Origin of the sequence: Streptomyces sp. NBC_00104 (genome assembly GCF_045160825.1) — a bacterium.
Classification (GTDB): domain Bacteria; phylum Actinomycetota; class Actinomycetes; order Streptomycetales; family Streptomycetaceae; genus Streptomyces.
In genome coordinates this window covers 3,774,644-3,801,106 of record NZ_CP108215.1, presented here as the reverse complement: position 1 = coordinate 3,801,106, position 26,463 = coordinate 3,774,644, and the positions used below count along the sequence as shown (strand labels likewise).

General features: G+C 71.2%; 23 protein-coding genes and 3 pseudogenes. 14 read left to right on the top strand and 12 right to left on the bottom strand.

The features are described from left to right. Positions 1–150: 150 nt before the first annotated feature. Complete coding sequence (locus OG272_RS16735; RefSeq protein ID WP_326582865.1) at positions 151–1,260, bottom strand: PfkB family carbohydrate kinase; 1,110 nt, start codon at positions 1,258–1,260, stop codon at positions 151–153. Between the two features lie 404 nt (positions 1,261–1,664). Then, positions 1,665–2,960, bottom strand: coding sequence for a glucarate dehydratase family protein (locus tag OG272_RS16730; RefSeq protein WP_405893902.1), 1,296 nt, complete (start codon positions 2,958–2,960; stop codon positions 1,665–1,667). Between the two features lie 195 nt (positions 2,961–3,155). On the opposite strand from OG272_RS16730, the gene OG272_RS16725 reads away from it, so the two are divergent. The 6 genes from OG272_RS16725 to OG272_RS16700 all read left to right on the top strand — a co-directional run bounded on the left by OG272_RS16725 (position 3,156) and on the right by OG272_RS16700 (position 7,729). Further along, positions 3,156–3,947 carry an IclR family transcriptional regulator gene (locus tag OG272_RS16725; RefSeq protein WP_327729751.1) on the top strand — a complete coding sequence of 264 codons (792 nt, stop codon included), beginning with the start codon at positions 3,156–3,158 and terminating at the stop codon, positions 3,945–3,947. A gap of 136 nt (positions 3,948–4,083) precedes the next feature. Further along, positions 4,084–5,154 carry a PhoH family protein gene (locus OG272_RS16720; protein WP_327729752.1) on the top strand — a complete coding sequence of 357 codons (1,071 nt, stop codon included), beginning with the start codon at positions 4,084–4,086 and terminating at the stop codon, positions 5,152–5,154. 14 nt (positions 5,155–5,168) lie between these two features. After that, on the top strand, positions 5,169–5,666 hold the full coding sequence (gene ybeY / locus OG272_RS16715; protein ID WP_033530060.1) for an rRNA maturation RNase YbeY: 498 nt from the start codon (positions 5,169–5,171) through the stop codon (positions 5,664–5,666). Next, positions 5,663–6,970 (top strand): hemolysin family protein, encoded by a 1,308-nt coding sequence (locus tag OG272_RS16710; protein WP_405893899.1) that lies wholly within the window; start codon positions 5,663–5,665, stop codon positions 6,968–6,970. Before ybeY ends, OG272_RS16710 begins: the two co-directional genes overlap by 4 nt. Then, a complete protein-coding gene (locus OG272_RS16705; protein ID WP_405893897.1) occupies positions 6,967–7,326 on the top strand; it encodes an MmcQ/YjbR family DNA-binding protein in 360 nt (119 codons plus the stop codon). The genes OG272_RS16710 and OG272_RS16705 overlap by 4 nt, the downstream gene beginning before the upstream one ends. Before the next feature lie 49 nt (positions 7,327–7,375). Continuing rightward, positions 7,376–7,729 carry a cytidine deaminase gene (locus OG272_RS16700; RefSeq protein ID WP_326582871.1) on the top strand — a complete coding sequence of 118 codons (354 nt, stop codon included), beginning with the start codon at positions 7,376–7,378 and terminating at the stop codon, positions 7,727–7,729. 12 nt (positions 7,730–7,741) lie between these two features. On the opposite strand, the gene OG272_RS16695 is transcribed toward OG272_RS16700, so the two are convergent. Beyond that, the gene (locus OG272_RS16695) at positions 7,742–9,298 is read right to left on the bottom strand and encodes an oxidoreductase (protein ID WP_327729755.1); all 1,557 of its coding nucleotides are present in this window, start codon (positions 9,296–9,298) and stop codon (positions 7,742–7,744) included. Positions 9,299–9,724: 426 nt separating this feature from the next. Here OG272_RS16695 and OG272_RS16690 point away from each other — a divergent pair, with 426 nt between their 5' ends. Beyond that, positions 9,725–10,201, top strand: coding sequence for a hypothetical protein (locus tag OG272_RS16690; protein ID WP_326582873.1), 477 nt, complete (start codon positions 9,725–9,727; stop codon positions 10,199–10,201). Positions 10,202–10,283: 82 nt separating this feature from the next. On the opposite strand, the gene OG272_RS16685 is transcribed toward OG272_RS16690, so the two are convergent. Continuing rightward, a complete protein-coding gene (locus OG272_RS16685; protein WP_327729756.1) occupies positions 10,284–10,622 on the bottom strand; it encodes a P-II family nitrogen regulator in 339 nt (112 codons plus the stop codon). Continuing rightward, positions 10,619–11,188 (bottom strand): annotated as a pseudogene (locus tag OG272_RS16680) (ammonium transporter); the annotation flags it as partial. The gene OG272_RS16685 and the pseudogene OG272_RS16680, both read right to left, overlap by 4 nt. Before the next feature lie 52 nt (positions 11,189–11,240). On the opposite strand from OG272_RS16680, the gene era reads away from it, so the two are divergent. Continuing rightward, positions 11,241–12,203 carry a GTPase Era gene (era, locus tag OG272_RS16675; RefSeq protein ID WP_326582876.1) on the top strand — a complete coding sequence of 321 codons (963 nt, stop codon included), beginning with the start codon at positions 11,241–11,243 and terminating at the stop codon, positions 12,201–12,203. A 76-nt stretch (positions 12,204–12,279) separates the two neighbouring features. After that, the gene (locus OG272_RS16670; RefSeq protein ID WP_327729757.1) at positions 12,280–12,999 is read left to right on the top strand and encodes a VOC family protein; all 720 of its coding nucleotides are present in this window, start codon (positions 12,280–12,282) and stop codon (positions 12,997–12,999) included. A gap of 79 nt (positions 13,000–13,078) precedes the next feature. Here the strand turns inward: OG272_RS16670 and OG272_RS16665 are convergent, their stop codons facing one another. From OG272_RS16665 to OG272_RS16645, 5 genes are all read right to left on the bottom strand, one after another. Then, positions 13,079–15,019, bottom strand: coding sequence for a protein-arginine deiminase domain-containing protein (locus OG272_RS16665; protein ID WP_328223036.1), 1,941 nt, complete (start codon positions 15,017–15,019; stop codon positions 13,079–13,081). A 194-nt stretch (positions 15,020–15,213) separates the two neighbouring features. Next, positions 15,214–16,446, bottom strand: coding sequence for an MFS transporter (locus OG272_RS16660; RefSeq protein WP_328223035.1), 1,233 nt, complete (start codon positions 16,444–16,446; stop codon positions 15,214–15,216). A gap of 55 nt (positions 16,447–16,501) precedes the next feature. Continuing rightward, on the bottom strand, positions 16,502–17,836 hold the full coding sequence (locus OG272_RS16655; protein WP_327729760.1) for a GH1 family beta-glucosidase: 1,335 nt from the start codon (positions 17,834–17,836) through the stop codon (positions 16,502–16,504). Positions 17,837–17,924: 88 nt separating this feature from the next. Beyond that, entirely contained in the window at positions 17,925–18,191 is a 267-nt protein-coding gene (locus tag OG272_RS16650) for a protealysin inhibitor emfourin (protein WP_326582881.1), read from the bottom strand. Between the two features lie 20 nt (positions 18,192–18,211). Then, a complete protein-coding gene (locus tag OG272_RS16645; protein WP_326582882.1) occupies positions 18,212–19,282 on the bottom strand; it encodes a M4 family metallopeptidase in 1,071 nt (356 codons plus the stop codon). Positions 19,283–19,689: 407 nt separating this feature from the next. Between OG272_RS16645 and leuA the strand changes: the two genes are divergently transcribed. The 5 genes and pseudogenes from leuA to OG272_RS16620 form a co-directional block, all read left to right on the top strand. After that, positions 19,690–21,411, top strand: coding sequence for a 2-isopropylmalate synthase (gene leuA, locus OG272_RS16640; RefSeq protein WP_326582883.1), 1,722 nt, complete (start codon positions 19,690–19,692; stop codon positions 21,409–21,411). Between the two features lie 239 nt (positions 21,412–21,650). Continuing rightward, entirely contained in the window at positions 21,651–22,361 is a 711-nt protein-coding gene (locus OG272_RS16635; protein WP_327732259.1) for a TerB family tellurite resistance protein, read from the top strand. A 167-nt stretch (positions 22,362–22,528) separates the two neighbouring features. Next, positions 22,529–23,902 carry a cytochrome P450 gene (locus tag OG272_RS16630; RefSeq protein ID WP_405893891.1) on the top strand — a complete coding sequence of 458 codons (1,374 nt, stop codon included), beginning with the start codon at positions 22,529–22,531 and terminating at the stop codon, positions 23,900–23,902. Positions 23,903–23,942: 40 nt separating this feature from the next. Next, positions 23,943–24,131: pseudogene (locus tag OG272_RS16625) on the top strand (MMPL family transporter); the annotation flags it as partial. A gap of 7 nt (positions 24,132–24,138) precedes the next feature. Then, positions 24,139–24,222, top strand: a pseudogene (locus tag OG272_RS16620) (DNA-binding response regulator); the annotation flags it as partial. 270 nt (positions 24,223–24,492) lie between these two features. On the opposite strand, the gene OG272_RS16615 reads toward OG272_RS16620, so the two are convergent. Beyond that, a complete protein-coding gene (locus OG272_RS16615) occupies positions 24,493–25,392 on the bottom strand; it encodes an alpha/beta fold hydrolase (protein ID WP_405893889.1) in 900 nt (299 codons plus the stop codon). 131 nt (positions 25,393–25,523) lie between these two features. Then, the gene (locus OG272_RS16610; protein WP_328223033.1) at positions 25,524–26,459 is read right to left on the bottom strand and encodes a dihydrodipicolinate synthase family protein; all 936 of its coding nucleotides are present in this window, start codon (positions 26,457–26,459) and stop codon (positions 25,524–25,526) included. Positions 26,460–26,463 lie beyond the last annotated feature (4 nt).

Here is a 26,463-nt window from a genome sequence, read left to right as displayed (position 1 = left end):
TCCTGGGAGACGGCCCAGCGGGCCGATGAAAAAGCACGGGGCGGGGCCCCTGCTTTTTCAGGGGCGCGGGGAACTGCGCGACCAGCCACGACGAACCCGCACCCGTCCGATGACCTCAGCCTCCCGAGATCGCACGCGGCGGCGGTGCCGTCACGCCGAGCGGCGGAAGCCGATCGTGGGGACGGCCCGGCGCAGGGGCCAGGGACTGACGTGGTCCTTCGGGAGGAGGTCCTCCAGGAAGGCGTACCGGCGCAGGGCGGCGGGGTCCTGACGGTCCAGGGACTGCACCCGGCGCCACCAGGCGGCGATCTCGGACCAGCCGGGGGCGGACAACGACCCCCCGAACTCCTGGACCGACAGCGCGGCGGTCAGGCCCGCGAAGGCGAGCCGGTCCGCGAGGGGCCAGTCCGCGAGGGTGCCGGTGACGAACCCGGCGACGAACACGTCACCCGCGCCCGTCGGGTCCATGGCCTCCACCGCGATGGCCGGTACCTCCGCCGTCTCCCCGGTCCGGCCGTCCACGGCGTACGCGCCGTCCGCGCCCAGCGTCACCACGGCCACCGGGACGTGGTCGGTGAGGGCGCGGGCGGCGGCCCGGGGGCACTCGGCGCGGGTGTACCGCATCGCCTCCTGCGCGTTGGGCAGGAACGCCTCGCAGTGGGCGAGGTCGGCGAGCCCCGCCAGGTCCCAGGCGCCGGTCTCGTCCCAGCCGACGTCCGCGAAGATCCGGGTGCCCTCGCTCGCGGCCCGCGCGATCCAGGGGGCGCGTACGCCGGGCGTGAGGGAGGCGACGGCGGCGCGCGCGGGGGGCGGGTTCTCGGGCTCGGACTGCTCCGGGGGTGCCGCGTGGCCGTGCGAGACCATCGTGCGCTCGCCCTCGTACGCCATGGAGACGGTGACCGGGGAGTGCCAGCCGAGGACCGTACGGGAGGTGGAGAGGTCGATGCCCTCGCCCTGCTCCAGGGCGTCCCAGCAGTACTCCCCGTAGTGGTCGTCGCCGAAGGCCGCCGCGAGGGACGTCTTCAGGCCGAGCCGGGCCAGGGCCGTGGCCATGTTCGCCACGCCGCCGGGGCTCGACCCCATCCCGCGTGCCCAGGACTCGGTCCCGCGCACCGGGGCGGAGTCGAGCCCGGTGAAGATGATGTCGAGGAAGACGGTGCCCGTCAGATAGACGTCCCAGGGCGGGTCGTCCGGTGCTCTCAGGGACCTCAGCGGGTCGACCTGGGGCCGGTGCGGTCGCTCTCCCTTGAACGCGGTCACGATGTGCTCCCTGGCGTGGTGCGGATCCAGCCAGTCTGCACCAAACGCTCCGCTGGGGGGTGCGGGGCAGGTGTTGTCGGGCCCCGGTGCGTCGTACGGGTGGGGGTGTCGTCCCCAGGCGCTGCCGCCCCTTCGGGCCCGCGTTTCGCCTTTCAGCTCGGTCCCTGAGGGCTTCTGGCGGGTGCGGGTGCGTGGGGGTTGTTCGCGCAGTTCCCCGCGCCCCTGAAAAGCAGGGGCTGCGCCCCGTGCTTTCCGGCCCACCGGCCCACCGGCCCACCGGCCCACCGGCCCACCGGCCCACCGGCCCACCGGCCCGTCGCGTTCCGGCCCGCAGGGCCGTGGGTTTTTAGGGGCGCGGGGAACTGCGCGAGAAGCCCCACCGGGGCGCGGACGGCGAACCGGGGTTACCAGCGCGGCACGGCCGGCGACACCCACCCCGGCTCGGCCACCCGCATCGCCGCCGCGTCATCCCGGTCCTTCAGCGACCCGTCGTCATCCAGCCACCGCCGATGCAGGAACTCCAGCTTCTCGCGGTCGAGTTCGACTCCGAGCCCCGGCGCGTCCGACACCCGCACGGCCCCGTCCTCGAACGTGAGGCGCGACGTGAGGACATCCTCCGACTGCCACGGATAGTGGGAGTCGCAGGCATGGTGGAGGCCCGGAACCGTGGACGCCACCTGCGTCATCGCGGCAAGGCTGATCCCCAGGTGCGTGTTGGAGTGCATGGACACACCGACACCGAACGTACGGCAGATCGCGGCCAGTTCACGGGTGTTGCGCAGTCCGCCCCAGTAGTGGTGGTCGGAGAGGACGACCTGGACGGCACCCCGCGTGAACGCCTGCTCGATCTCCGCGAAGGTCGTCACACACATGTTGGTGGCGAGCGGAACGGACGTCCCCGCCGCGACCTCGGCCATCGCGGACGTCCCGAGCGCCGGGTCCTCCAGATATTCGAGTACGTCGGCGAGCGCGTCCGCGACCTTCAGCGAAGTCCCCACGGACCAGGCGCCGTTCGGATCCAGCCGCAGCGGGTCCCCGGGGAAGGCCTCGGCCAGCGCACGGATCGCGGCGATCTCCTCCTCCGGCGGAAAGACACCCCCCTTGAGCTTGAACGACGTGAACCCGAACCGCTCCTTGAACGTCCGGGCCTGCTCCACGACCCCCGCCGGGTCCAGGGCCGCGCCCCAGTCGTCCTTCTCGCAGGCGACGCCCTCGGGATGGTCCGCCCACCTGTAGAAGAGGTACGCGCTGTACTCCACGGTGTCCCGCACCTTGCCGCCGAGCAGCGCGTGCACGGGCAGCCCCAGCGCCTTCCCGAGCGCGTCGAGACAGGCGACCTCGAACCCCGACACCACCGACAGCCGCAGCTTGTCGGCGGTCTGGATGCCGCGCAGCCCGCCCACGTCGACCTGGCCGGAGACCCGGGACCCGTCGACGGCCACCTCGTCGGCGAGGACGAACAGCCCGTTCAGATCGCCGACCTGACGACCCACCAGCTTCTCCGCGAACGGCCGGGCCAAATCCAGGTACTTGGTGTCGCCGTACGTCTCGCCGACGCCCGTGGTCCCGTCGGCGGTCACGACCTCCACGATGAGCCGCGGGGTGTACGGCTGGTGCACGCCCTGCGTGTTCAGCAGCGGCGGGTCGGCGACCAGGATCGGGGTCAGCCGGACCTCGGTGATGGTCAGGTCACGGGTCACGGGGCGGCTCCTACGGTCGAGGCGGCGACTTCCGCGCGGGGGCAGCCGCCGGACACCGCGCCCGCCCGTCTCTCTATATATAGACATCATCTACGTATAGAGATGGAGATTAGATACGCGACCTGCGGAGCGTCAAGAGGAGCGTCACGCAGCAGCGCCCATGGGTGAGTGCGCCGCCCCGCATACGATCGGCGCATGTCGGAGACAGACGGCGCCGGGGGCGTCCGCGAGGTGAAGTCGGCGGCACGCACGGTCGACCTGCTGGAACTGCTGGCCGCGCGCGGCGACCGGCCCGCACGCCTCCAGGAGCTGGCGGACGAGCTCAGGGTCCCGCGCAGCTCGATGTACGCGCTGCTCCAGACCCTGATCGGCCGCGGCTGGGTCCGCACGGACACCACCGGTTCCCTGTACGGCATCGGCATCCGCGCCCTGCTCACCGGCACCAGCTACCTGGACTCCGACCCGCGCGTCCGCGCCGTACGGCCCTACCTCGACGAGGCGTCCGAGGCCCTCGGCGAGACCATCCACCTCGCCCGCCTCGACGGCATGGACGTCGCCTACCTGGCCACCCGCGAGTCCCACGAGTACCTGCGCACGATCAGCCGCGTCGGCCGCCGCCTCCCCGCCCACGCCGGCGCCCTCGGCAAGGCCCTCCTCGCCGAACGCCCCGACGCGGACCTCCCCGAGGGTCCCTACGCGGCGCTCACCCCCCGCACCCACACCACCCGCGACTCCCTCGCCGCCGACCTCGCCGCCGTCCGCGCCCGCGGCTACGCCGTCGACCGCGAGGAGGGCGTCCCCGGCATCATCGGCCTCGGCTTCGCCCTGCGCACCGACACCCCCGCCGAGGACGCCATCAGCTGCTCGGTCCCGGTCGCCCGCCTGACCCCGGAACACGAGCGCCGGATCGTCGAGGTGATGGGGGAGATCCGGGCGAAGATCGAGGCGACGAGCCCGGGGGCGGCGGGGGCACCCCTCTGGCGTTGAGGAACGGCGCCGGTCCCGGGCTCTCCCGCGAAAAGCCCTACGGCCCTGTCAGTCCCCCGGCGTACTCTGGATTCACAAGCGCAGGCCACCACCTGCGAGTCGCTTCAAGGAGGACGTGCGGCCCCAGAGCCGGCCCATGACTCAGACACCCACAGCTCACACCCCCGCGCAGGGCAAGGCGAGAGCACAGTTCACCGTCCCCGCGGCGCACCCCATGGTGACCGTGCTGGGTTCCGGCGACTCCCTCCTGCGCGTGATCGAGAAGGCCTTCCCGGCGGTCGACATCCATGTCCGGGGCAATGAGATCAGCGCGGTCGGCGACGCCCCCGAAGTCGCTCTCGTCCAGCGCATGTTCGACGAGATGATGCTGGTGCTCCGCACCGGACAGCCGATGACGGAGGACGCAGTGGAACGCTCGATCGCCATGCTCAGAGCGAGTGAGAACGGGAAGGGCGACGGCCAGGAGACCCCGGCCGAGGTTCTGACGCAGAACATCCTGTCCTCGCGCGGCCGCACGATCCGCCCCAAGACGCTCAACCAGAAGCGGTACGTCGACGCCATCGACAAGCACACCATCGTCTTCGGCATCGGCCCCGCCGGCACCGGCAAGACCTACCTGGCCATGGCCAAGGCCGTCCAGGCCCTCCAGTCCAAGCAGGTCAACCGCATCATCCTGACCCGCCCCGCCGTCGAGGCCGGCGAGCGCCTGGGCTTCCTGCCCGGCACGCTCTACGAGAAGATCGACCCCTACCTGCGCCCGCTGTACGACGCGCTGCACGACATGCTCGACCCGGATTCCATCCCCCGCCTGATGGCGGCCGGGACGATCGAGGTCGCGCCCCTGGCGTACATGCGCGGCCGTACGCTCAACGACGCCTTCATCATCCTCGACGAGGCCCAGAACACCTCGCCCGAGCAGATGAAGATGTTCCTCACCCGCCTCGGCTTCGACTCGAAGATCGTGATCACGGGTGACGTGACCCAGGTCGACCTGCCGAACGGCACGAAGTCCGGTCTGCGCCAGGTCCAGGACATCCTGGAGGGCCTGGACGACGTGCACTTCTCCCGGCTGTCGTCCCAGGATGTCGTCCGGCACAAGCTCGTCGGCCGTATCGTCGACGCGTACGAGAAGTACGACACCACGCACGGCACGGAGAACGGCTCGCACAAGGGCGACCGGGGCAGGGCCGGGCACAAGGGGAAGTAGACAAGCACCGCACCATGTCGATCGACGTCAACAACGAGTCCGGAACCGAGGTCGACGAGCAGGCGATCCTCGACATCGCCCGCTACGCGCTGACACGGATGCGCATCCACCCCCTCTCCGAGCTCTCGGTGATCGTGGTGGACGCCGACGCCATGGAGCAGCTGCACATCCAGTGGATGGACCTCCCCGGCCCCACGGATGTCATGTCCTTCCCGATGGACGAGCTGCGTCCGCCGTCGAAGGACGACGACGAGCCGCCGCAGGGCCTCCTCGGCGACATCGTGCTCTGCCCCGAGGTCGCCGAGAAGCAGGGCAAGGAAGCGGACACGCAGCACTCCATGGACGAGGAGCTCCAGCTCCTCACCGTCCACGGGGTGCTGCACCTGCTCGGCTACGACCACGAGGAGCCGGACGAGAAGGCCGAGATGTTCGGCCTGCAGGCCGCCATCGTGGACGGCTGGCGCGCGGAGAAGGGCTTCACCGGCCCCTCCCCGGCACCGACCGTGTCATGAGCGCGTCTCTCATCGGTGGTGCCGTCGCCCTGGTCGTCGTCGCCTGGCTCGCCGCCTGCGCGGAGGCGGGCCTCGCGCGCGTCTCCAGCTTCCGCGCCGAGGAGGCCGTACGGTCCGGGCGGCGCGGCAGCGCGGGGCTCGCCCAGATCTCGGCCGACCCGACCCGCTATCTGAACGTCGCGCTGCTGCTGCGCGTGGTCTGCGAGATGGCCGCCGCCGCGCTCGTGACCTACGCCTGCCTGAAGGAGTTCGACAAGACCTGGGAGGCCCTGGCCGTCGCCATCGGCGTCATGGTCCTCGTCAGTTACGTGGCCGTCGGCGTCTCCCCGCGCACCATCGGCCGCCAGCACCCCCTGAACACGGCCACGGCGGCGGCGTACGTCCTGCTGCCGCTGGCCCGGATCATGGGCCCGATCCCGAACCTCCTGATCCTCATCGGTAACGCGCTGACGCCCGGCAAGGGTTTCCGCCGGGGCCCGTTCGCCTCCGAGGCCGAGCTGCGGGCGCTGGTCGACCTCGCCGAGAAGGAGTCACTGATCGAGGCCGAGGAGCGCCGCATGGTGCACTCGGTCTTCGAGCTGGGCGACACCCTCGTCCGCGAGGTGATGGTCCCGCGCACCGACCTGGTCGCCATCGAGCGCTACAAGACCATCCGCCAGGGCCTCACCCTCGCCCTGCGGTCCGGTTTCTCGCGCATACCGGTCACCGGCGAGAACGAGGACGACATCGTCGGGATCGTGTACCTGAAGGACCTGGCCCGCAAGACGCACATCAGCCGGGACGCCGAGAGCGAACTGGTGTCCACGGCCATGCGCCCCGCGGTCTTCGTCCCCGACACCAAGAACGCCGGGGACCTGCTCCGCGAGATGCAGCAGGAGCGCAACCACGTCGCCGTCGTCATCGACGAGTACGGCGGCACCGCCGGCATCGTCACCATCGAGGACATCCTGGAGGAGATCGTCGGCGAGATCACCGACGAGTACGACCGCGAACTCCCGCCCGTCGAGGACCTCGGCGAGGACCGCTACCGCGTCACCGCCCGCCTCGACATCACCGACCTCGGCGAGCTGTACGGCCTGGACGCCTACGACGACGAGGACGTGGAGACCGTGGGCGGCCTGCTCGCCAAGGCCCTGGGCCGCGTCCCGATCGCCGGCGCCTCCTCGGTCGTCCCGCTGCCGGACGAGCGCGCACTGCGCCTCACGGCGGAGGCCGCGGCCGGCCGCCGGAACAAGATCGTCACGGTGCTGGTGGAGCCGATCGGGCCCGCCGAGCCGTCGGAGGAGGGGACGAAGCCGGAGTGACCCCACAGGAGCTGCGTATCTTCTGCCTGTCCTTCAACGAGGCCGTCGAGGACTTCCCCTTCCGCCCCGAGATCTCCGTCTTCAAGGTCCTCGGCAAGATGTTCGCCCTGAGCTGGACGGACGAGCGCCCGCTGAAGGTCAACCTCAAGTGCGACCCGGAGGACGCGGTCCGGCTCCGCACCGAGCACCCGGGCCTGATCATCCCCGGCTACCACATGAACAAGCGCCACTGGAACACGGTGACCCTCGACGGCGGCCTGGCGGACCGCCTGGCCGAGGAGCTGATCGAGGACTCGTACGACCTGGTGGTGGCCGGCCTGCCGCGCGCGCAGCGGCTCCGTCTCGACCGGGCGTGAACGCACCCCGTGGCATGAGGGGACGCCCCGCTCTCCGTATGCTCGGCTCATGACCGACAGCAGCGCGCTCGACCCCGAGGACCGCAAGATCGTCACCCTGGCCCGTTCCGCGCGGGCCCGCAACGGCGTGCCCGAGGGGGCGGCCGTACGGGACGAGACGGGCCGTACGTATGTCGCCGGGACCGTGGCCCTCGACTCCCTGCGGCTGAGCGCGCTCCGCACGGCCGTCGCGATGGCGGTGGCCTCCGGCGCGAAGTCCCTGGAGGCGGCGGCCGTGGTGACCGACTCCGCGACCGTCTCCGACGAGGACCGGGCCGCCGTACGGGACCTCGGCGGACCGGAGACCCCGGTGCTGGTGGCGGGGCCGGACGGAGCGGTACGGGTGACGGTGACGGCGGGCTGAACCTCCGCACGGTCAGTTCTTCTGCAGCGTGCGGGTCACCCCCGCGATGACGGCCGTCGTCAGGATCCAGCCGATGGCGATCAGGGCGTAGGCCAGCCCCTGGGGGGCGTCGTCCGTCCAGTACCAGGCCGTGCGCTGGCCCAGGCCGCCGATGGGGATCAGCAGGTCGAGGGTGTAGACGAGGGGCTGGAAGGGAGCGCCCTCGCCCGGTTTCGCCGGTGCGGGGGAGTGCGCGTGGAAGACGAGCGTGCCCAGCAGGGTCAGTGCCAGGAGCCAGACACCGGCCAGCCAGGGGCGGTAGCCGTAGCCGACGGTGACGTCGAGCAGGTGGCCCCAGAGACGGGTTGCCGGGGACAGGCCCCGGCGGCGGTGGCGTTGCTTGGCGAGGAGGACGCGGCGGGCGTCGTCGTCGTGGCCGGCCTTGCGGTACCAGCTCGCCAACTGCTCGTACGGCTGCGGGCCGTAGCCGGGGCTGCGCTCCAGCCACTCCATGCGGCGGGCCACGGACGCCCGGTCTCCCACCGCCTCCCGGCGCTCGCCGTCCGCCTCCGCCGTCTTGATGGAGCCGTAGACGAAACCGTCCAGCTCCACCGTCTCCGGCCAGCTGTGCTCGTTCTCGTGGAGATACGACACCTGCGCGCCCCGCAGATCGACCGTGCCGGACGGCGGCCGGGCGAGGGTGAGGTCCAGGTCGACGGCCTGCGTGTGCATGGCGATCAGGGCCGGGCTGTCGGGGGTCCCGTTCAGGACCGCTCCCTCGAAGCTCACGTTGTCCGTGACCTGGGTGCCGCGCAGGCGCACGGTGCCGTTCGCGGTGAATCCGCCGGAGCAGTTGAGTGTCTGGACCACGGCGTTGTCCAGGGCGAGGGCGACTCCATGGGGGCCGGGACGTTCCAGCCGGGCGCCCTGCAGGAAGAGGCCGCCGGTCAACTGCGCTCCCGGAAGCCGTACTTCACCGTGCGAGACGAAGCCGTTCCGGCATTGGACGGCTCCCTCGGCGACCAGTCCACCGCCTGACAACGCCCACCCGCCGGGTGCGCTCAGCCGGGCCCTGTTGAGAATGATGCCGCCGCTCACCCGGGCGTGCATGAGGGACAGGGCGGTGATCCTGGGATGGAAGGGCGAGACGGAATCCGCCTCCACGGTCGAGCGGTTCAGGTCGAGGCGCCCCTCGACACGGATCGACCCCGCTTCGAGGCCAGGCGCCCGGCTTCGTGTGATCGCGATCGTCCGGGTCTCCGCCCCGAAGAGGTTCACGCTCTCCTCGAACCAGCACTCCTCCAGCCGGACGGGGTGGTCGATCCGTGCTCCGGCCAGATCGAGGCGGTCGGCGATCCGCGCACCGGCGAGGGCCAACGAGCCGACCGCGCCGGCCTGTTGAGTGGAGTTGGCGCCGAGCAGCAGCGCCGCGACCACCGACGCCCGAACCGTGCGCTCCGGCCCCCAGTCCCCACCCCCGGCGATCCGGTCCTCCTCCGCGACCCCCGTCCGCAGATCCACCCGCCGCCCCTCCGGAAACGCGTCCCACAGTTCCCGCTCCGGCCCCGTCAACTCGTCGTAAGTGAGCACCCGTACAGGGTAGTGATCTTCGGCCGAGGCGCCTCGGAGATCGCTCGCACCCTAGTGTTACGGCCGGTAACAGCCCGTCGAGCTGGGCGAAAACCATACGCGGAAGAGTGGACACCCCGGACCCGGCTGCCGACAACCGGCGCGGCACGGGACAGAACACCTCACCCCGCAGGCCCCGTTCAGGAGTCGGCAGCCGCACCGGACGATCGCCTTCGGCCACTTTCGCCGGCCCTTGCCGCGACCCGCAGAACATCTCTTGCAATCTCGGGCCGGTCGCGTCTCAATGGAGCCGTTCTCCTGGCGGACCGTCATATTCCGCCGCGCGGCCGCGCATTGCATCGCCCCCACATGGCACGCCCGTACCGGGACGTACGGGGCTCCCCCAGACCCCGTGCACCTCCCGTACCAGGGAAGGGAATTCGCTCGATGAGACGCATACGACTCGGAGTCGGCTCGGCGCTCGCGGCAGGGACGCTGGCCGTCACCGGCCTCGCGTTCGCCCCGACGGCCCTCGCGGTCACTCCTCAGACCGCGACCATCAACGCCAGCTGCACGATCGGCGGCGCCGGCACGGCCACGCTCACGGCCACGCAGGACGGTACGACCGCCACGGTCACCCTCTCCTCCGAGGAGATCACCGCCCCGATCGCCCTCGCCGAGGACTCCATCCAGTCCACGCTCACCTTCGTCAAGGCGAGCGGCGGCACGACGTCCTTCACCGGCACCGAGAACCCGGCCCTGGCCGCCGGTGACGGCATGGTCGTCGGCCCGCTCACCGGCACCGTCGCCTCCGGCGACAGCCTGGAGGCGTACGGCGGCTCCCTGCAGATGGTGGTCTTCGGCATCACCGTGAGCTGCACGGCGAGCGAACCGCAGTCGCCGGGACCGTTCGTGTTCGACTGATCCGTCGTCCCGCCGCGCCTGAGTGAACGGGTGAGGGGTGGTACCGCACCCGGCGGTACCACCCCTCACCCGACTCCGGGTCTCACAGCGCGTCGGGACCCCGCTCGCCCGTCCGCACCCGTACGACCGTCTCCACCGGCAGCGCCCACACCTTGCCGTCGCCGATCTTCCCGGTCTGGGCGGCCTTCACGATCGTCTCGATCACGGCGTCCGAGTCGGCGTCCCCGACGACGACCTCGATCCGGACCTTGGGGACGAGATCGACCTGGTACTCGGCGCCCCGGTACACCTCGGTGTGGCCACGCTGCCGGCCGTAGCCGCTGGCCTCGCTGACGGTCAGACCGTGGACACCCATCTCCTGCAGGGCGGTCTTGATCGCGTCGAGGCGGTACGGCTTGACGATCGCGGTGATGAGCTTCATGCCTGGGCCTTGGCCTTCTGCGTGGAGGTGGAGGACGTGGAGGACGTGGACGATGCGGACGAGGTGACCGGGGCGCCGTGCCCCAGGACGCCGTGATCGTATGCCGTCTCGGCGTGCACCGTAAGGTCGAGACCGGTGTGCTCGTGCTCCTCGTCCGCGCGGAAGCCCAGCACCTTGTCGATCAGCTTCCCGATGCCGTACGTGACGAGGAAGGCGTACGCCCCGACGGCGACCACGGCCACCAACTGCTTGCCGAGCTGGGCGAATCCGCCGCCGTGGAGGAGGCCCTCGGCCCCGCCGGTCATCGACTCGACGACGAAGACGCCGATCAGGACCGTACCGATGACGCCGCCGACGAGGTGGACGCCGACGACGTCGAGCGAGTCGTCGTAGTTCAGCCTGAACTTCCAGCCCACGGCGTAGGAGCAGACGACACCGGCGGCGAGGCCGATGACCAGCGCGCCGAGCAGCGAGACCGAGCCGCAGGACGGGGTGATGGCGACCAGACCGGCGACCGCGCCGGAGGCCGCGCCCAGCGTCGTCGGGTGGCCGTCGCGCTTCTGCTCGGAAAGCTCACGGTCCGTGCTGGGTGCGGCGCGGCTCTGGCGATCAGGGACAATGGGCGCCATGAGCGTCCGTACCCAGTCATCCGAGAAGCCGGCCGAGGCCGCCCACCGCGCCGGCTTCGCCTGCTTCGTGGGCCGCCCCAACGCGGGCAAGTCCACCCTCACGAACGCTCTGGTCGGCCAGAAGGTGGCGATCACGGCGGACCAGCCGCAGACCACGCGGCACACGGTGCGGGGCATCGTGCACCGGCCGGACGCCCAGCTGATCCTGGTCGACACCCCCGGTCTCCACAAGCCGCGCACCCTGCTGGGCGAGCGGCTCAACGACGTCGTCCGCGCGACGTGGGCCGAGGTCGACGTGATCGGCTTCTGTCTGCCCGCGAACGAGAAGCTCGGCCCCGGTGACCGCTTCATCGCGAAGGAACTGGCGTCCATCAAGAAGACGCCGAAGATCGCGATCGTCACGAAGACCGACCTCGTGGACAGCAAGCGTCTCGCCGAGCAGCTGATCGCCATCGACCAGCTCGGCAGGGAACTGGGATTCGAGTGGGCCGAGATCGTGCCCGTCTCGGCGGTCGCCGACAAGCAGGTGGACCTGCTGGCCGACCTGCTCGTCCCCCTCCTCCCCGAGGGCCCGGCCCTCTACCCCGAGGGCGACCTCACCGACGAGCCCGAGCAGGTCATGATCGCCGAGCTGATCCGCGAGGCGGCCCTGGAGGGCGTCCGCGACGAGCTCCCGCACTCCATCGCCGTCGTCGTCGAGGAGATGCTCCCCCGTGAGGACCGCCCCGCCGACAGACCCCTCCTCGACATCCACGCCTTCGTCTACATCGAGCGCCCCAGCCAGAAGGGCATCATCATCGGCCCCAAGGGCAAGCGCCTGAAGGAGGTCGGCATCAAGTCCCGCAAGCAGATCGAGGCGCTGCTCGGCACGCCGGTCTTCCTGGACCTCCATGTGAAGGTCGCGAAGGACTGGCAGCGCGATCCCCGTCAGCTGCGCAAGCTGGGGTTCTGACCGCCCGACCCAGCCGAACCCGGCCGGCCCTCCAAAAGGGTCGCCCCAACTGGTCAAATTTGACTAGAGTCAGGGGATGGGCGAGAAGACGATCGTGATCCTTCCGTGTCAGAGCCTCCAGCCACTCCTCGACTTCTATGTGGCCCTCGGATTCGAGGTCACCTTCCAGCAGCGCAGCCCCAATCCGTACGCCGCGGTGACGCGGGGCGGGATCGAGTTGCAGTTCTTCGCGACGAAGCGGTACGAGCCGGCGGAATCGCTCGGTACGTGTTACGTGGTCACGGACGACGTGGACGGGCTGTACGCGGCGTTCCGGGCCGGCCTCAAGGGCGCGTACGGGCGGATACCGACGCGGGGGCTGCCGCGTATCGGGCCGCTGAAGGACATGTCGTACGGCATGCGGCAGTTCCTGATGACCGATCCGGGCGGCAACTGCATCCGTGTGGGGCAGCCCACGAGCGAGGACCAGCACCACCGGCCCGCCCCGAAGGAGACCTTCGCGCGGGCCCTCCACCACGCGTCCCTGCTGGCGGACTCGAAGGAGGATCCGGCGGCCGCGGCGAAGGTCATCGACCGGGCACTGGAGCGGGGGGAGCGGGGGGAGACCCCCACGGCTCCCCAACTGGTGCGGCTGCTCGTGCTGCGCGCCGATGTCGCGGTGCGGCTCGGGGACGAGCAGGCGGCGGCGGACGCGATCGGGCGGGCCAGGGCGGTGCCGCTCACCGACGAGGAGCGGGAGCAGGTCCGGGACAGCCTCGTACGGCTGGAGGATCTGCGGAGCCCGGGTTCGGCGTGAGAGGAAGACAGCGCCGCCGCCCCGGTTCGGTTCTCCGGGGCGGCGGCGACGATCAGGTCCGGTCAGGCGGTGGCGGGCGTCAGCGCGTCCACCAGGCCGCCGACGTGTCCCTCAGCGTGTTCGTGCCGCAGTGGATCTCCCCCATGCCGAGGTGGTACGTCTCCCAGTCGTCGAGGTACGACACCTGCATGCCGGCGCCGGTGTACGCGGCCGTGACGGCCTCGGTGAAGATGTCCTTGCCGCCGATGACGGGACCCCACTGGCGCGGCGCGAGGTAGTGCGTGCGGCTGAGGACGATGCCGTTGACCGCGCCGGGAACGTACGCGCTGGTCATCACCGGCGGCGCGGGCGCCGCGGGGGAGGCTGCCCCGAGGCCCTCCCTCGTCTTCGAGCCGTTGTCCGCGGTCGTCTCGTCGAGCCGGCGCTGCTGGCCGTAGTCCCGTGCCACGTCCGGGAGTTCGGAGCCGGCGCCGAGGCGGGTCAGACGGGGGAGGCGGGTCGTGCCGTCGCCGCCCGACTGCGTCTCGCCCACCATCTCCGTGCCCTGGGTGTAGAGGGCGGGAACGCGGACGACCTCGGCGTCCGTCACGCCCGTCTCGCGCTTGAGCACCGCGAGGTTGGCCTCGATCCGGCGCGTGGCGAGGTTGTTGTCGGAGACCAGGGTCTTGGAGGCGAGGGCCTTGGTGATGGTCTCCGTGGGGCCGAGCTTCAGGGAGAACATCTTCGTCGAACCGTGGCCGGCGGCCTTCGCGTCACGCAGGAGCTTGAGCCCCGCCTCGGGGTCGGCGATCGCGATCTTCCAGCCGCGCGGGGTGTCGGCGGGCAGGAACTGCACGAACTCGTCGACGTGGCCGACGTGCAGCCAGGACGTGTCGAGGAACAGCGGGTCCTGCAGGCCCTGCGACTTCAGGAACGTCCGCATCACCTTCGCCGGCTTGGAGCCGGTGTCCGGGCGCTGGCCCATGATGATCCGGCCTGCCGGGAAGGAACGGTTCCCCTGCGCGTACGGCGGAATCGTCTCCAGGTTGCCCATGGAGTTGAGCGTCCACTCCTCCGACTCCCGGGCGCCCGTCACCTGCACGGCACCGGTGTTCGGGCCGCGCATCTTCTCGAACAGCTCCCGGCCCGCCTCCCGGTCCAGCTGGGCGGAGCGGAGCATCACCCGCATGACCTGCCGACGGCCGTCCGCGCCGGTCATGCTGACGTACGCGGGCTCGACGAAGTCCTGCGCCCAGATGTCGCCGTACTTGGTGAAGTTCACCGTCGGCTGCGTGATGCCGGCGCTCTTGGCCGCCTTGTCCAGGCCCTCGCGGAAGGCGCGGTTGAGCTTTCCGTAGTTGCCACCGGAGACCTTGGTGACCAGCAGCTGCTGGGCGTTCTGCAGGTGGTGGTGGGTCAGGAGCGGTGCGACGCGCAGGGTGACCGAGTCGGCGGTGGTCCCCTTGGAGGACTTCACGGTCAGCCGGACCCGGGCCGTCCCGTCCCACTTCGCGGTGTCCCGGATCACGTCCCGGGCCTCGACGCCGAACTCGACGCCGGCCTTCAGCTCGGCCCGGGTCAGGCGGGTCTTGGCGGTGACCGGCTCCCACTTCTTGCCCCGCTTGACGAAGACACGGGTCTGTGCGGCGCCCGCCGTGACCTTCACACTGCCCTGCGCCCCCGCCGGGACAGTCGCCATCGGTACGGACCGCACGCGGGCCAGGTCGGCGGCGTCGGCGGTGCCGTTCACCTTCGTGTCGGAGGCGTCGTTGCAGGCGGCCAGCTTGGCGTCCGAGAGGGGCTTGCCCTTCGGGCCGGTGGCCGGGCAACGCTTGGTGTCGTCGTCGATGTTGGGCAGCATCAGCGCGCCCCGGGCGACGGTCCAGCCGTTCTCACCGGATGTGTCGGTGGTGCCGACGACGTCGACCTTCCCGTCCCGGTTCGTGTCCACGCGCAGGTCGGTCGGGGGCGCCCCGGCCGCGAACGCCGAGGGCGCCGCCAGCGAGGGCGTCGCGAGCAGCGTGCCGGACACGGCCAGCACGGCTATCGCCTGTCGTGCGGGGCGGGTTCGGGATGGTCTGGTTGAACGCGTAGGCACAGTGCGTCCCTTCGGGGGCGAGCGTGGTCAGCACTGAAGACGGGTGAAAGGGTGGATCCGTTGTCTGTGCACCGGCTGTGAAACGCGTGATCTCCCGCACTCCGCCCGCGTGATCCGCGGCACTCGGCCCGCGCGCTCTACTCCACCGCGCGTATCCGCCCCACGAACACCGCCCCCGCCAGTCCGATCACCGCCGCCACCAGGTACAGCGCCCGGTAGCCGCCCAGATGGGCCACGATCGGCGCGGCCACCACCGGGGCGGCCACCTGGGGAAGGGAGTTGGCCACGTTGATGACGCCCAGGTCCTTGCCCCGGTCGAGGGCCTTCGGCAGGACATCGGTCATGAGGGCGAAGTCGACCGAGGTGAACACACCGAAGCCGAGGCCGAGAAGAGCCGAGGCGACGATCGTGCCGGGCCAGGTCGGCCAGAGGGCGATCGTGCCGGCCGCGACCGCCATCACCATCCCCGACCAGTACACGAACGGCTTGCGCCGCCCCACCCGGTCCGACCACACCCCGGAGACCACCACCGTCGCCAGCAGCGTCAGCGCGTTCACCACCGTGAGGATCAGCACGCCCTCTTCCGGGTCGGGATACCCGACGCGGTCCCGCAGGTAGAACAGCAGGTAGAGAAGGCCGATGCTGTTGCTCAGATTGATCAGGAAACGCGTCAGCCACGCCCACGCGAAGTCCGGGTACCGCCGCGGGCTCAGCCAGAAGCCTCCCAGGAACCCCCGCCAGGACCAGGCCGGGCGGGCCGCCGCCGGCAACCGCGGATCCCGGTGCCCCAGCACGTACGGCAACACGCCCACCAGCGTGAACACCGCGCACGCCGCGTACCCCGCGCCGACACCTCCGGCCAGCGTCGCCAGCCCCGTGCCGCCGACCACACCCAGGATCTGCGCCGCGCCCAACCAGCCTCCCACGGAGCCTCGTTGGAGCCGTGGCACCTGGTCCGGCACGGCCGCGGTGACAGCCGCCCAGGACGCGTTCAGGGTCAGCTGCACCAGACACCAGCCCGCCACCGTGGTCCACAGCCCGTTCGCGCCCGCGAGCAGCAGCAACGACACCGCCCCGCCCGCCGACCCCGCCACGATCCACGGCGTGCGACGGCCCCACCGGGATGTCGTACGGTCCGACAGCGCGCCGAACAGCGGCGTGGCGAACAGGGAGACGACCGCCCCGGCGCCGGTCACCCACGCCAGCATCGTCTCCTTCGACATCCCGGCACCGGGCGCGAAGTCCACCGCCTGCGAGGCCAGCAGGATCTGCAGCGGGCCGTACCAGCCCACCCAGATCGCCCCGTTGGCCAGCGCGAGGGCGGAGGTCCAGCCCCCGCCGACCCTCCCCCAGTTTTCGACTTCGCTCAAACCGGGGGGACCCCCATGACGGGCTCCGCGAGAGCGCCGGTCGGCTGTATCGCCGTCATCCCCGGCTCTGCGCCCGAAGCAGCTCCTGGTACCAGCCGTACGACGCCTTCGGCGTCCGCTCAAGCGTCTCGTAGTCCACGTGAACGAGCCCGAAGCGGCGTGCGTACCCCTCCGCCCACTCGAAGTTGTCCAGCAGCGACCACACGAAGTAGCCGCGTACGTCGACGCCCGCCTCGGCGGCCTTGTGGAGGGCCCGGACGTGGCCGTCCAGGTAGGCGATGCGCCGCTGGTCGTCGACGCCCTCGTAGGAGCAGCCGTTCTCCGTGATGACGACGGGCGGCAGGCGGTCGCCGTAGCGCTCGTGGAAGTCGGTGAGGAGCTCGGTCAGGCCCTCGGGGACGACCGGCCAGCCGAAGTCGGTCGTGGGGACGCCCTCGATCTCCTTGACGGTGAAGGGGAGTTCGGCGGGGATGGTGATGCCGCCGAACTCGATGTCCGCGCCCTCGGGGGCGCCCACGCGGGTCGGGGCGTAGTAGTTGACGCCGTACCAGTCGATGGGCTCGGAGATGACCTTCAGGTCGGACCCGATGTCGGTGCCCGGCATCAACTCGCCGATCCCCTCCGGGTATTCGCCCAGAAGGACCGGCTCCGCGAACAGACGGTTCAGCAGCAGGTCGTAGAAACCGGCCGCCTCCACGTCCGCCTGCTCCTGAGACGCGGCCCAGGTCGGCCCGTGCGAGTTGGCGATGCCGACGTCCGTGACTCCGGCCGCGCGCAGGGCCCGTACGGCCAGGCCGTGGCCCAACAGCTGGTGGTGGGCGGCCGGGAGCGCGTCGAACATGAGCTGCTTGCCGGGGGCGTGGGTGCCGAGGGCGTGGCCCAACAGGGTGTGCTCGGCGGGCTCGTTGATGGTGATCCACTTGGTGACGCGGTCACCGAGCCGGGCGGCGACGACGGCGGCGTACTCGGCGAATCGCTCGGCGGTGTCCCGGTTCAGCCAGCCCCCCGCCTCCTCCAGCGACGACGGCAGATCCCAGTGGAAGAGAGTCGGCACCGGCCGTATGCCCGCCCCGGTCAGCTCGTCCACCAGGCGGTCGTAGAAGTCGAGCCCGCCGGGGGCGTTCACCCGGGGCCAGGAGATCGAGAAGCGGTACGCGCCCACGCCCAGGTCGCGCAGCAGGGCCACGTCCTCGGGGTAGCGGTGGAAGTGGTCGCAGGCCACCGCCGCCGTCGAGCCGTCCTTGATGCGGCCCGTCTCGGCCGAGAAGGCGTCCCACACGGACTGCTCGCGCTCGCCCGCGGCCCCCTCGATCTGATGCGCGGAGGTCGAGACGCCCCACAGGAAGCCTGCCGGGAACTGGGGTATCGGGTTGGTCGCGTTTGTCGCCATGGGCGGATCATCCGTACCACGGGTAACGGAAGTCAACGCCCGAGGGTGAAGTGCCCGTTACGCGCCCCCAGCGCCCCTGCGGGGCTGCTCACGCCCCCTCCTTGAGCACCCTTCTGATCAGCTCCCGCTGCGCCTCGGACAGCCGGGGGTCCGCGCAGTGCACGGTCCTCCCGTCCACCGTGATCTCGTACGCGAAGCCGTCCGGCACCCCGAGCGGCGGAGAGCCCCGGCCGGCGGCGAGCGCCCGCTCGGCCAGGGTGCGCCAGTCCTGGGCATCGGGCCGCCCGGCGGTGTCCACCACCGCGTGCCGCTCGATGCCCGCGAAACCGCCCGTGCGCCGCACTTGAATACGCATGGGTCCTGTCTAGTACGGAACTACAGCGTCCGCACACCCACCTGCTCCCAGGCCTTCAGCACCGCCGTCAGCTCGTCGCCCTGGCCGAACCGGTCCTTCGTGGCCTTCACCGTGAGCGTGGCGAAGTCGACGAAGAGGGCCTGCTTGCTCAGTTCGCCGCCGGTGAGGACGTCGTACCAGATCTGTCCGGCCCGCTCCCAGGCATGGCCGCCGAGGGCGGTGGCCACGAGGTAGAACGCGTGGTTGGGGATGCCGGAGTTGATGTGGACGCCGCCGTTGTCGCGGCCGGTGCGGACGTAGTCGTCCATGGTCGCCGGCTGCGGGTCCTTGCCGAGGACGTCGTCGTCGTACGCCGTGCCCGGGGCCTTCATCGAGCGCAGGGCGGTGCCCGTGACGCGTGGGGCGAGCAGGCCCGCGCCGATCAGCCAGTCGGCCTCGGCGGCGGTCTGGCCGAGCGTGTACTGCTTGATGAGGGCGCCGAACACGTCCGACATGGACTCGTTGAGCGCGCCCGGCTGGCCGAAGTACGTCAGGTTCGCCGTGTACTGGGTGACGCCGTGGCTCAGCTCGTGGCCGATGACGTCGATCGGGATGGTGAAGTCGAGGAAGATCTCGCCGTCGCCGTCGCCGAACACCATCTGTTCGCCGTTCCAGAAGGCGTTGTTGTAGTCGCGCTCGTAGTGCACGGTCGCGTCCAGCGGCAGCCCGGCGCCGTCGATCGAGTCGCGCTCGTACGCCTGGAGGAACAGCTCGAACGTGGCACCCAGGCCCGCGTACGCGCGGTTGACCGTGGCGTCCTTGCCGGGTTCGTCGCCCTCGCCGCGCACCTTCCTGCCGGGCAGGTCCGTGCCGTGGCGGGCGTCGTGGATCGTGCGGTGCGGTTTGCCCGTCTCGGCGCCGACGGGTGCGGTGACGGTCGGGGCGCCGACGACCGTGGTCAGACGGCGGTGGGTGCGCTCGAAGGCGTCGCGCTCCAGGGTTTTGCGCGCGGCGCCCGCGAGCACCGGGTCCTCGGCCTGGGAGAGCTTGTCGAGGACGTGCGGTGGTACGACGGTGCAGAAGACGGGCTCGTGGCCCCCGTTGGTCGTCATGGCCGCACGATTGCACTCCGTTAGAAGCGTGTCACTAGGGGCAACCATGATTGGTGAAATGTCGCCGTATGGGTTGCGTTTCGTCGTCGCCGTGTTACTGAGGGTTGGCGGCGGGCTTTCCGTTCGCGTGGCTTCTCGCGCGGTTCCCCGCGCCCCCGAAGGGGTGCTTCCCGTGCACCCCGTGTGGTCTTGCGCACCTTTTGTCCCTTATTCCGCCCCGGTCCCGCATACTGATACGGCCTCCCCGCGCCGACCAGGACTCGGCTACGCTGCTCAGCATCATGCGTTTCGGGCTGCTTCTCCTTAGCTGCCGCGGCGAGGGCCTGTAGTCGAGGCCGACCCCCTCCCCGCGGTGCTTTGGTGTTGCGTCGGCCGTCCTTTCCGGACCATCGAGGAGCCCACGCATCATGGCGAACCGCCAGCAGCCCACGTCCATGCCGATCCACAAGTACGGACAGTACGAGCAGGTCGACATCCCCGACCGCACGTGGCCGGACAACCGGATCACCGTCGCCCCCCGCTGGCTCTCCACCGACCTGCGCGACGGCAACCAGTCCCTGATCGACCCGATGTCGCCCGAGCGCAAGCGCCGGATGTTCGACCAGCTGGTCAAGATGGGCTACAAGGAGATCGAGGTCGGCTTCCCCGCGTCGGGACAGACGGACTTCGACTTCGTACGGTCGATCATCGAGGAGCCGGGGGTCATCCCCGACGACGTCACCATCTCCGTACTGACCCAGGCCCGTGAGGACCTGATCGAGCGGACCGTGGAGTCGCTGAAGGGCGCCAGGCGGGCGACCGTCCACCTTTACAACGCCACCGCTCCCGTCTTCCGCCGCGTGGTCTTCCGCGGCTCCAAGGACGACATCAAGCAGATCGCCGTGGACGGTACGCGCCTGGTGATGGAGTACGCGGAGAAGCTGCTGGGTCCGGAGACCGAGTTCGGGTACCAGTACAGCCCGGAGATCTTCACCGACACCGAGCTGGACTTCGCCCTGGAGGTCTGCGAGGCGGTGATGGACGTCTACCAGCCCGGTCCGGGCCGCGAGATCATCCTCAACCTGCCCGCCACCGTGGAGCGTTCGACGCCGTCCACGCACGCGGACCGGTTCGAGTGGATGAGCCGCAACATCTCCCGCCGCGAGCACGTCTGCATCTCCGTCCACCCGCACAACGACCGCGGAACCGCCGTCGCCGCCGCCGAGCTGGCGCTGATGGCCGGCGCCGACCGCGTCGAGGGCTGTCTGTTCGGGCAGGGCGAGCGCACCGGCAACGTCGACCTGGTCACCCTGGGCATGAACCTGTTCTCCCAGGGCGTCGACCCGCAGATCGACTTCTCCGACATCGACGAGATCCGTCGTACGTGGGAGTACTGCAACCAGATGGAGGTCCACCCGCGCCACCCGTACGTGGGCGACCTGGTCTACACGTCCTTCTCCGGCTCCCACCAGGACGCCATCAAGAAGGGCTTCGACGCCATGGAGGCCGACGCGGCCGCGAAGGGCGTCACCGTCGACGACATCGAGTGGGCCGTGCCGTACCTGCCGATCGACCCCAAGGACGTCGGCCGCTCCTACGAGGCGGTCATCCGGGTCAACTCGCAGTCCGGCAAGGGCGGTATCGCGTACGTCCTGAAGAACGACCACAAGCTGGACCTGCCGCGCCGGATGCAGATCGAGTTCTCGAAGCTCATCCAGGCGAAGACGGACGCCGAGGGCGGCGAGGTCACCGGCTCCGACATCTGGGCGGTCTTCCAGGACGAGTACCTGCCGAACCCCGAGAACCCGTGGGGCCGTGTCCAGGTCCGCAACAACCAGTCGACCACCGACAAGGACGGCGTGGACACGCTGACCGTGGAGGCGGAGGTCGACGGCGAGGAGACGACCCTGGTCGGCACCGGCAACGGCCCGATCTCGTCGTTCTTCCACGCACTGCAGGGCATCGGCATCGACGCGCGGCTGCTGGACTACCAGGAGCACACGATGAGCGAGGGCGCCTCCTCGCAGGCCGCCTCGTACATCGAGGTCGCCATCGAGGACAAGGTCCTGTGGGGCATCGGTATCGACGCGAACACGACGCGTGCGTCACTGAAGGCGGTCGTCTCCGCCGTCAACCGCGCGGCGCGCTGACCAGCCTGACCGGCGGTTTGAAAGCCCCGTTCGCCGAATTCCGGCGTGCGGGGCCCGTCGTTTACCGGCCAAACCCTGTGCAGTTCGCGGGTAGGCCTCGTCCGGAGTACTGACTGAGCCTCGCGGATGTGGCTAACATCACGCAAGCGCGGCGATGATGCCGAGGGGCACCTCCCGCGCCCAAGGGGCCGTGTGTGGGGGAGTTACGGAGGTGCGACGTGCTGCCAGGACGGGACCCGATGGGCCGTGCCACCGCGCTCGCCCGCGTCGGGCAGAACAGCCGTGCCACCGGCTTCTCGCGTGTGATGGGCACCCGGATCGCGTGGACGGACGTCGGTGACGGCGAGTTCTTCTGTCCGGGCTGCGGAGGCGACCGCAACTACCAGCGCCTCACCGGCCGGCGCCGCTTCACCTTCCTCGGTGTCCCCGTCCTGCCCCGCGGCGAGACGGGTCCCGTGGTGGAATGCGCGGCCTGCCGCCACCACTACGCCCTCGACGTCCTCGACCACCCCACCACCACCCGCTTCTCCGGGATGCTCCGCGACGCCGTCCACACGGTGGCCCTGGCCGTCCTCGCGGCGAGTGGCACCTGCTCCCGGACCTCGCTGACCGTCGCCGCCACCGCCGTCCGCTCCGCCGGGTTCGACGACTGCACCGTGGACCAGCTCGGCGCCCTGGTGGAGGCCCTGGCCGCCGACACGGGCCGCGTCTTCGGTGAACCCTGCGGCCCCGGCCTCGCCATAGAGCTCCACGAGGCCCTGGACCCGCTGGCGCCGCACCTCGCCCCGGCCGGCCGTGAGGCGATCCTGCTCCAGGGCGCGCGGATCGCCCTGGCGGACGGCCCGTACACCCCGGCGGAGCGGGACGCGCTGGCCACGGTCGGGGCGGCGCTGACGATCTGCTCGGACGACGTGACCCGGCTGCTGGCGGCGGCGCGGACGCCGTCGTAGTCAGACCGCCGCTGTGCCCACAGCTGTGCACACATACGTACTGTTTTCGTACGTGCGCCCTGCATGGCACCCGCTGTGCTTCGAGCGCCGCCCTGTGCGCTTGTATGGGCCACGCAGTTCTGGGGATCGTCGCCAGAGACACCCCCCACGACACTGCGAGGTCCTTCGTGACGACGACCGACACGACTCCCTCCGCTCCGGGAGCGCTCCCGCTGATCGGCCACGCGGGCCGGCTGGCCCGCGACCGGCTGGGCTTCCTCGAAGAGCTGCGCGCCCTCGGGCCGGTCGTACGGATCCGGCTGGGGCGCAGCCCGGTCCACGTGGTCAACGCCCCCGAGCTCGTCCAGCGGATGCTGGTCAAGGGCAACGGGGTGGAGTTCGACAAGGGCGGCCCCTTCTTCGACCAGGCGACCCAGCTCGTCGGGGACGGCCTCTCCACCTGCCTGGCCGGACCCCACCGGCCGATGCGGGCCGAACTGCGGCCCGTGTTCGCCCGCCACCGACTGCCCCACCACACCGAGCGGTTCCGCGACTGCGCGCGCGAAGTGACCTCGACGTGGCAGACCGGGCGGGCCGTCGAGCCGTACACGGAGATGCAGCGCTTCGCGGTCGCCGTCCTGGCCCGGACCCTCTTCCTCGCCCCCGAGGACCGGCGGGCCGTCGAGACGGTCCAGCGCAATGTGCCGGTGATGCTCTCCGCCCTGGCCACCCACATGATGGTGCCCGGCAGCAACCGTCTGCCGACCCCCGAGAACCTGCGGAACGCGCGGGCGACCCGCGAGACGCGCGCGGCGGTCGCCGCGATGGTCCGGCGCCGGATGAGCGACCCCACCGACCACCACGACCTCGTGTCCGCCCTGGTGCCTCCCGACCGCCCGGACGTCCACACCGAGCAGGAGGTCTTCGACCAGGTCATCACGTTCTTCATCAGCGGCACCGAGACCATGTCGTCACTGCTGTCGTGGACCCTGCACCTGCTCGGCCGCCACACCCGGGAGTACGAGCGGCTGGAGGCCGAGCTGGACCGGGTGCTCGGCGACCGCCCCCTCACCCACCAGGACCTCTCCCGGCTGACGTACATGAGGCGCGTGATCAACGAGTCGCTGCGTCTGCACCCGCCCGTGTGGCTGCTCAGCCGCGTCGCCCTCGTCGACACCGAACTGGGCGGCCACCCCCTCCCCGCCGGCGCGGGCCTGCTCTTCAGCCCCTACGCCCTCCACCGGGACCCGGACGTCTTCGCCGAGCCCGGGCGGTTCGACCCCGACCGCTGGAGCGAGGACCGCGTCGAACGCCGCCACCGGGAGGCGTTCATCCCGTTCGGCGCCGGCACCCGCAGATGCATCGGCGACACGTTCGGGCTCGCCGAGGCGCAGACGGCCCTCGCGGTGATCCTCCGCGACTGGCGGATACGGCCGCACCCGGGCGGCGGGCCCGAACCGCTGCTGCGGATGACCATGCGGCCCCAGGGGGCGCGGCTGGTCCTCGACCGCCGGGCGGACCGGGCCCCCGCCGACGGGGCGGCCGTACTCCCCGGGGAGTAGTACGGTCCGCCGTGTACCGTCCCCGGCAGTACCGCTCAACGACTACGCGCTGCTGCTCGTCTCCCGCTACCGCGAGGAACTACGGCGGACCGAGCGGCCGTACGAGGCCATGAGGGTCGCCCTGCGCGGCTGCGGACCCGCCGTGCTCGCCTCCTCCGGGACGGTCGCCGCCGGGCTGCTGTGCCCGCCGGCCGCCGACCTGGACAGCGGCCGGGGCATGGGACCGCTCGCGGGCCGTCCTGAAGACCCACGTCAGCCGCATCCTGGGCAGGCTGGGTGCCCGGGACCGCGCCCAGCTGGTGATCGTGGCGTACGAGTCTCCGGCCCCTCCGTCCCCACCATGCGCCAGTCGATGTCCGTCTGGCGCGGCGACAACGCGGGCGCCGCCTTCACGAAGTCCACGACGTTCTCGCAGCGCCCCGCCGCCTACTCCGACCTCGTCCCCCTGGGCCGCACCCACGTGGGCGTCCTCTACGAGACGGGCCCGTACGAGACGATCGAGTTCCGCCGCCTGCCGCCTGCCGCCTGCTGCCTGCTGCCTGCTGCCTGCTGCCTGCCGCCTGCCGCCTGCCGCTGTCGGGCCTGCTCGGCTAGCCGGCCGGGCGAGGGGCTGTCTTCAGGGCTCCTGCCGTGTGGTTCAGGATCGCGTCGGCCAGGGGGCCCTGGACCTGGGGCGGGAGGGCGTGGCCCATGTCCGGGATCTCCACGACGTGGGCGCTGCGGATCGCCTGGGCGAGGTGGTGGGGGTGCGGGGGCGGGGCGACGGGTTCGGCCGGCGCGGAGATGACCAGAGTGGGTACGGCGGTGCGGGCGAGCCGGTCCGTGCGGTCCATGCCGGAGGGATCGGCCCGGGCGTGGGCGGTGCCGGCGGTGTGGTGGCCGGTGTGCTCGATGATGTTCCGTTCGAGGGCGCGGGCGTAGTCGGCGTCGAAGGGGATCCGGTCGCCGCCCAGGACCCGCCAGTGCTCGACCCTCCGCTCCAACTCGGCCTCCGGCCCCCGGTCCTCCACGGGGCGGGCCCACATCTCCAGCAGCTCGGAGGCGATCCCGGGAAGCTCCTCGGGCGGGGTCCGGGTCCCGTCCGGGTGGACGTACGGGGTGGTGCTGAGGGCGCTCGTGCCGATCAGGGTGGCGCTGAGCAGCCGGTCGGGACGGTCGGCGACGAGGAGCTGGGCGAGCATGCCGCCCAGGGACATGCCGACGATGTGGGCGCGCTCGACCCCGAGGCCGTCCAGCACCCGCACGGCGTCCGCCGCCAGTTCGGTGACGGGGTACGGGTCCGCGTCGAACGACCAGGTCGAGCGGCCGGTGTCCCGGTGGTCGTAGCGGATGACGTGGTGGCGGGTGGCGAGCCTGTCCACGAACGCGTCCGGCCATCCCAGGCCCGAGGCCTGCGCGCCCATGATCAGCAGCAGTGGGGGCGTGGCGGGGGCGCCGCGGTCCTCCACCCACAGGCGTATGCCGGGCGTCGCGTCCACGAAGCGTTCCATGCTGTCGGCTCCTCGTCTGCCGGGATGTGATGAGACGAGACGTATCGTATCGCATTTCGCGCACGCGCTCAGGGTGCGCGACGCGCCCCGAGGCCGTGTGCGCGGAGTCCGTCTGCGGCGGGGGAGTCCGTCTACAGCAGGCCCGCCGCCGCCAGGTACTTCCCGACCTGCTCGACCTCGGCCTCCGACAGCGGGACCTGTGGCTCCGCCGTGGCCGCGCAGTCGATGACTCCGCGCAGGTGGAGGGCCGCCTTGAAGGCGCCGAGGGCGGAGGAGCTGCCGCCCATGCGGGTGGTGCCGCCGACGCCGGTCATGCCGAAGAGGGCGCACAGGCGCTCCTGTTCGGCGCGGGCCCGGTCCCGGTCGCCGGCGCGGAAGAGGCGGTCGAGGCGGACGTACCCGGCGGGGTCGACGTTCGCCAGCCCCGGGACAGCGCCGTCGGCGCCCAGGGCGAGGGCGGAGTCGGTGATCAGTTCGGAGCCGGTGAGGGCGCTGAAGCCGGTGAGGGCGGAGTCGGTACGGGCGCCCACGACGACCGTGCGGAAGCCGGCCAGGTCGCCGCTGGAGTCCTTCAGGCCGGCGATGACCCCGTCCCGCGCCAGCTCCAGGACCACGTCGGCGGGCAGCTTGGTGTGGACGGCGACGGGGATGTCGTAGGCGAAGACCGGGACGGGCGAGCCGGCGGCGAGCAGCCGGTAGTGGCGGGACATCTCCGCCGGGTGGGTGCGGGTGTAGAAGGGGGCGGTCGCCACGACGGCCTCGGCTCCGGCGGCGGTCACGGCGCGGACGTGGTCCAGTACGCGGGGGGTGGTCATGTCGATCGCCCCGGCGAGGACGGGGAGTTGGCCGCCGACGTGACCGACGACCGTCTCCACGACCCGCCGCCGCTGCGCGTCCGTCAGGTACGCCGCCTCCGACGACGAACCGAGTACGAACAGCGCGTCCACACCGCCCGCCACGAGATGGTCGACCAGTCGGACGAGCGAGGGGACGTCCACCTCGCGGTCCGGTGTCAGGGGCGTGCAGACGGGCGGGATGACACCGGTCAGCGGGGCGGGGACGGTCATCGTT